This window comes from Oceanobacillus sp. MO10714A (assembly GCF_037072045.1).
Taxonomy (GTDB): Bacteria; Bacillota; Bacilli; order Bacillales; family Amphibacillaceae; genus Oceanobacillus; species Oceanobacillus indicireducens.
In genome coordinates, this window is record NZ_JAXHDC010000044.1 from 20,591 (window position 1) to 27,018 (window position 6,428).

The window sequence follows — 6,428 nt, forward strand, 5'->3', positions numbered from 1 at the left end:
TCCTCCTTTTGTAAAGGGGGAAAATAAAGTTTTTCTCTTTCAAATAGTCTAAACCCTTTCCGGCAGTTATTTATCCAGACTTTTTAGCATGCTTCTCTATCTCCTTTATCTCTTTTATTATTCATGTGTATGATAACCAATGAACCTTTCCAGTGACCACAACCAGCATGATCTATACTCAAGCTGCAAAGATACTCTTAATTAGGACCAGCTATTAAGATATAAACTACAATTTCAGTTTCTCTAACACAAAACATAAGGTATAATAGAAAAAACAGATTTTTGGAGGTATACCATGGCAGGCTTATTAAAGGATAAAAATATTGTTGTAATGGGAGTTGCAAATGAGAGAAGTATTGCTTGGGGAATTACTAAGTCCCTTCACCGCGAAGGAGCAAACTTAATTTTCACAAACAGACAGGAGCGTTCCAAGAAAAAGTTAGAGAAGCTATTAGAGGAACATGACATTCCTTCCAAACTAATGGTTTCACTTGATGTCTCGAGTGATGAAAGTATTCAAGAAGCTTTTCAAGAAATCAAAGATAACGTCGGAGTCATTCATGGACTTGTTCACTCGGTTGCATTTGCTAAGCGGGAGGAATTGAAAGGCGAATACGCGGATACATCACGTGACGGGTATTTGCTCGCCCACGAGATTAGTGCATATTCCTTAGTAGCTGTTACAAAAGCGGCGAAAGAATTAATGACAGAGGGAGGAAGTATCATTACCCAAACGTATCTCGGCGCCGAGCGAGTCATCCCGAATTATAATATTATGGGAGTCGCTAAAGCATCCCTTGAAGCAAGCGTACGTTACTTAGCAGAAGATATGGGTAAATATGATATTCGGGTGAATGCTATTTCTGCAGGTCCAATTCGTACCCTATCAGCCAAGGGTGTATCCGGGTTTAACGAGAAGGCGAATGTCATTGTTGAAAAAGCACCACTTCGACGTAACGTCGATCAAGATCAGGTAGGAGATGCTACCTTATTCTTCCTAAGTGATCTTGCTAGAGGTGTAACTGGAGAAGTATTACACGTAGATTCCGGCTTCCATATTATTGGAGGTTAAATAAAGATAACAACCGAGACGCTTTTATGCAATCTAAGCAAAAGCGTCTTTCTTCTATCATTATCCTTGAAAAGGAGAAGGTGCAATGGCGGAATGGTTTTTAACGGTTGGAGGAGAGAAATTCATCCCTTTTGGACCGAGTCATTTATTCATGCTGTTTCTATATGCAAGCGGTGCATTCTTGCTATTATTTTATCATCATCATATCCGCTCGAAAAAGCGGCTGTTCGAAACAATTCGTTGGACATTATTCACACTCTTGCTCGGTTGCGAGATTACATATCAAATCTGGACAGCCATTCATGGAATCTGGGTGCATAATCTTCCTTTTCATCTCTGCGGGATTGCTGGTTTAGTTGGTGCAGCTGCTTTATTCACGTTAAATAAGAAGCTCATGGTTATTACATTCTACATTGGGCTTATCCCGGCATTTTTAGCGCTCCTTACTCCAGAACTTCCCTATGACTTTCCTAACTTCCGGTATGTAAAATTTTTCATTCATCATATTGCGATCTCCTTAACAGCAATTTTTGTAGCAATTATTGCCGCTAAGTCTGGAGCAATCACACTTAAAAGTATGATTGAAACGTATCTGTTCTTAGTCATGTACGCATTGCTTGTCGGCCTAGTCATCAATACTTTATTGAATGCCAATTACCTTTATCTATCCCATCCGCCAACTACGCCTTCCCCACTTGACTGGTTCGGCAGCGGAGTTTGGTATCGTTTGAACTTAGGATTTGTTTGCTTTATCGTGTTCTTCCTGCAATTCCTCAGTTATCGCCCATTGCAACAAAAATGAAAAAATTCCCAATGCGCCTTTCTATGGCAATTGGGAACTTTTCACAAATAAAACCAACGTTCTTTTAATGCTAATAGGACTGCATTCGTTCGATCTTTTACGCCGAGCTTACTTAATATAGATGTGATATGATTTTTTACCGTCTTATCCGAAATATCTAAGTTTGCCGCAATCTCTCCATTTTGAAAACCTTGTACGAGCTCCCCTAATATTTCCCATTCTCTGCGAGTTAATAAACCAATCGGTCGGTGGATTTCCCCTTGAGTAATCTGCCTATACTTCTCAAACAAGACTACTGCAACAATAGGATGAATATAGGTCTTACCTTTACGGATATATTCAATTCCCTGCACAAACTCTTGCACACTCATATCAACACTGAAGAGACCGGCTAGATCATATTGAATATAATCGTTAATCGCATTCACCTGTTCATCAGATAAAATAACCGCAATTTTCGTATTGCTAAAACGGTAATGTCTTGTAACTTCGCGTATCGAAATACATGCTTCCATATCAAGGATGACAAGATCACTTTCTATCGACGCCTCAAATAAATCATCGATAAATGCAGATTTATATACATATATTTCATCATTTTGCAGACGTTCTTTCACCATTTCCAAAATAGTTTCCTTATGAACTCCTGTTCCCATCACAAATGATATAACACTCATCTTTTGCCAACTCCCAGTTTTTTGCTTGCTGTATTCTCCTACAAGCTTTTTAGTAAACATAACGAAACTAAACATTAATTCCTATAATAAAATTGTCATCCTTCTATACCATTGATTTTTACCTAGTTCTATCTTATCACAAATAGAAAAAATTTATAACATTATTCATATTTGTCCATAAAAAACCCCTTTTAAGCAGAGGTATACTCAACTTAAAAGGAGTTTTTACGTAAGACTTAGATAATTATGCTACCTTCCAATCGGAAACATCCACTTCTAGTGGGATATTATTTGCTCTTGCTTTTCTCGCCGCTCTAAAGAAGAGTACAACGATGAGTGCCGCTCCAATAAATCCGCCAATCCAGGAGAGATTCATTGGTAAGTTAAAACCTATTGGCTGGGAAAGAATATACGTAATAATCATCACTAGCATAAATGTTCCCGGAACAAGTGCCACCCAGAAGTTTTTCCTTGCGATATATAGATACATTGCCGCTACAAACAATGCTATAACCGCTGTAGACTGATTCGCCCAATTAAAATAGCGCCATAGAATATTAAAGTCAATTTGCGTTAATATAGCTGAAACAATAAATAACGGACCTGCAATCCAAAAACGTTTCGAGAGCTTTCTCTGTGCAATTTTTAGATAATCCGCAATGATCATTCTCGCACTGCGGAATGCAGTGTCTCCTGAAGTAATCGGCAAAACAACAACTCCTAGGACCCCAATCGTTCCACCAATTGCTCCAAGTAATGTAAAGGATGCCTCACTCACAATTGCCCCCGGGCCGCCTGCAGCAAGAATTTCGTTCAAACCATTGTAGCCATCAAACATGCTCATCGCTGCTGCCGCCCAAATCATCGCAATAATACCTTCCGCAATCATCATGCCATAGAATATTTTACGCCCTTCTCTTTCATTCTTCGTTGTTCTAGAAATGATTGGTGTTTGTGTTGCATGAAAGCCTGATAAAGCCCCACATGAAATGGTAAAGAATAATAATGGAAAAATTGCTGCTCCTTCAGGGTGGAAGTTTTCTAATGTAAGTTCTGGAATTGGAGCACCCGTTACGACCAAACCAATTCCGACCCCTAATGCGCTTATTAGGAGCAGGGCACCAAAATAAGGGTATAGTCTTCCAATAATTTTATCGACCGGAAGAACTGTAGCTATAATATAATACGCAAAGATGAAAAGGACAAAGATCCATGCAGCTACTTTTCCATCTGTCAGCAGACTCATTAACTCTGCTGGAGTCGTAACAAATACAGTTCCGACAAGGAGCAGGAGTAAGACTGCGAAACCGTTCACAATATGTTTCATCACTTTACCTAGGAATTTACTTGCAAGTTCCGGTAAATGAGCGCCACGGTTTCGGATTGAAATCATACCTGTTAAGTAGTCATGCACTGCTCCTGCAAAAATACACCCTACCACAATCCATATAAATGCTGCCGGTCCGTATAAAGCCCCCATAATAGGACCGAAAACAGGCCCCGTACCAGCGATGTTAAGTAGTTGAATTAAAGAGTTTTTCGATGTACTCATCGGTATGTAGTCCACACCATCACTATTTACATAAGCTGGTGTTGGTCGCTCATTTTTGACGCCAAACATTTTCTCGATAAACTTTCCATACGTGAAATAACCGATTATAAGTAGTGCTATTCCTCCTAGAAACGTGTACAAGGAAAGTCCCCCCTCTTGTTTTTGTTTGTTTTCTAATTATAGGACAAATTCAGTAAAAGGAGATGCTTTTTTAAGTAAGAAGTAAAATAAACGAATTAAGATGCAGATTTGTACATATAAGATGCAAATCGATTGCAGCTAGATTTCCAGTTCCTTCCGTAAATCTTTCACATAATTCCTGCTGACAGAGAGCCTTTCTTCTGTGTCCCTCAGCTCCAAATGATAAGCTCCATTAAACCATGGAGTGAGCCGCTGTACATAATGTAAATTAACAAGGGTACTTTTATGAATACGGAAGAAACCAAATTCAGCTAACTTATTCCCCAAGTCCTTCAGTGGCAGATTCGAATCAAACTCACCATGTTTCGTGACGACATTAGAATACTTTTCGCTTTTAGCAATATATAATATATCCTCCGGTTCAATATACGATATTTCCCCGTCCGATTGCACAGCCAGCTTTCCATTTAACCGGTTCGCGGGTAATTCCCGTACAGGGCCAATTTTCCCTATAATCCTGTCAATCGTCTCCCTTAACAGTTCCTCATCATACGGCTTCAATAAATAGTCCACCGCATCGTAACGAAAAGCTTCTACTGCAAATTGAGGATAAGCCGTAGCAAAAACAATGAGCGGAGGATTTTTCAATTCGCGCATACTTTTAGCCACTTCCATCCCGCTCATCTTTGGCATCTCAATATCGAGAAACACAACATCCGGCTTCAATTGGATGACTTTCATCACCGCTTCCTCACCAGATGCTGCTTCCCCAACAACTTCCACTTGCGGATAACTCCCTAGTAAGTGTTTCAGATCTTCGCGGTTATATAATTCATCATCAACGACAATTGTGCGTATTACCCTGTCCATTTTTCTATAACCTCCTCTATTGGTATGGAAAAATGTATCTTCGTCCCTTTTCCTGGCTCACTATCTATATGAAGTTTCGTCTCCTCACCAAACATCATGACAAGTCGTCGATTCACATTGTAAAGCGCGAGACCGCTCCCCTCCTCTGAATGAACAGGGGCTTGCGTGAATTGTTCTACGATATCTCCAGGCATGCCTTTTCCATTATCTATAACTTGGATAACAACAGATTCTTCTTGTTTGTCGATATGAATTTCCAACAAACAATCCTTCTCTTTATCTTTAAATCCATGGATAATCGCATTTTCAACAATTGGCTGTAATGTTAAAGGTGGAATCCGCTGAGAAAGTGCGGACTGATCAATCTCATAATGAATCGTTAGGCGATTTGAAAAACGAAATTCTTTAATTGCTAAGTATGCTTCGACATGTTGCATTTCCTCTTCTAATGTAATTTGCGTTTCCGTCGTATTCGCTAAATTTCTTCTTAAAAAATGGGATAAAGAAACTAACAGCTTTCTCGCTCCTAATGGATTGATTCGAATGAGTGATGTAATCGTACTTAATGTATTAAATAGAAAATGAGGACTAATCTGTGCTTGAAGCGCCTTTACCTCAGCTTCTTTCGCCAACTGGAACACCTTGTCTGCTGCTGCAATTTCCAGCTGGTGACTAATCATTTTACTTAGACCAGTTATTAACTCTACATCCACATTGGAGATAGCGCTTTCAGAGCTAAAATAAAATTTCAATGTCCCAATCACTTCATTTTGCTGTGTAAGTGGAGCGATAATTGCCGCGCCGAGCGGACAGTTTTCAACCTGGCAATGGATTGAGTCATAGTTAGCAATCATGAGCTCTCCTCGTTCAATTGTCGTGTGCGTGATTTTTGTTTTAATTGGTGATTCTGCCTCATGGTGATCATCACCAAGTCCAACATGGGCTAATATATCTGTTTTGTTTGTCATGGAGACGGCACTTGCCCGGATTTCCCCATAAATAATCTTACAAACCTCAAGTGCAGAAACCGTATGTAACCCGCTGCGCATATGTGCAAGCGTCTTATCGGCAATCCGTAGTGTTTTTTGCGCTTGTACCGCACCCGCTTTATCTTCTTCGGAAACGACAGACTTAATAATTAACAATACGAGAGCTGTTCCTAAGCCATTCGCAACAATCATTGGGATGCCTATTATATTTACAACTGCGAGTGCCTGGTCAAAGGGTTTCGCTACGATTAAGATAATGATCATTTGCAATGCTTCCGCAAGGGCACCAATGAAGAAAGCTGTACGCAGCTTTACTAGCTTTTTC

At 39.7% G+C, this 6,428-nt stretch carries 6 protein-coding genes; 2 read left to right on the forward strand and 4 right to left on the reverse strand.

Annotation, left to right across the window (positions count from 1 at the left end; translation table 11 throughout):
* Positions 1-295: 295 nt before the first annotated feature.
* Both fabI and SPD53_RS16185 read left to right on the forward strand, forming a co-directional pair.
* Positions 296-1,072 (forward strand): enoyl-ACP reductase FabI, encoded by a 777-nt coding sequence (gene fabI, locus SPD53_RS16180; RefSeq protein WP_156856575.1) that lies wholly within the window; start codon positions 296-298, stop codon positions 1,070-1,072.
* Positions 1,073-1,157: 85 nt separating this feature from the next.
* Positions 1,158-1,874 carry a YwaF family protein gene (locus tag SPD53_RS16185; protein WP_336253174.1) on the forward strand — a complete coding sequence of 239 codons (717 nt, stop codon included), beginning with the start codon at positions 1,158-1,160 and terminating at the stop codon, positions 1,872-1,874.
* Positions 1,875-1,915: 41 nt separating this feature from the next.
* Here SPD53_RS16185 and SPD53_RS16190 read toward each other — a convergent pair whose 3' ends face one another.
* The 4 genes from SPD53_RS16190 to SPD53_RS16205 form a co-directional block, all read right to left on the reverse strand.
* Complete coding sequence (locus tag SPD53_RS16190) at positions 1,916-2,551, reverse strand: response regulator transcription factor (protein ID WP_336253175.1); 636 nt, start codon at positions 2,549-2,551, stop codon at positions 1,916-1,918.
* A 244-nt stretch (positions 2,552-2,795) separates the two neighbouring features.
* Positions 2,796-4,244 (reverse strand): carbon starvation CstA family protein, encoded by a 1,449-nt coding sequence (locus SPD53_RS16195; protein ID WP_336253176.1) that lies wholly within the window; start codon positions 4,242-4,244, stop codon positions 2,796-2,798.
* Between the two features lie 138 nt (positions 4,245-4,382).
* Entirely contained in the window at positions 4,383-5,114 is a 732-nt protein-coding gene (locus tag SPD53_RS16200) for a LytR/AlgR family response regulator transcription factor (RefSeq protein WP_336253177.1), read from the reverse strand.
* Positions 5,102-6,428, reverse strand: a 1,327-nt coding sequence (locus SPD53_RS16205) for a histidine kinase (RefSeq protein WP_336253178.1), incomplete at its 5' end; no start/stop codon positions are given. The genes SPD53_RS16200 and SPD53_RS16205, both read right to left, overlap by 13 nt.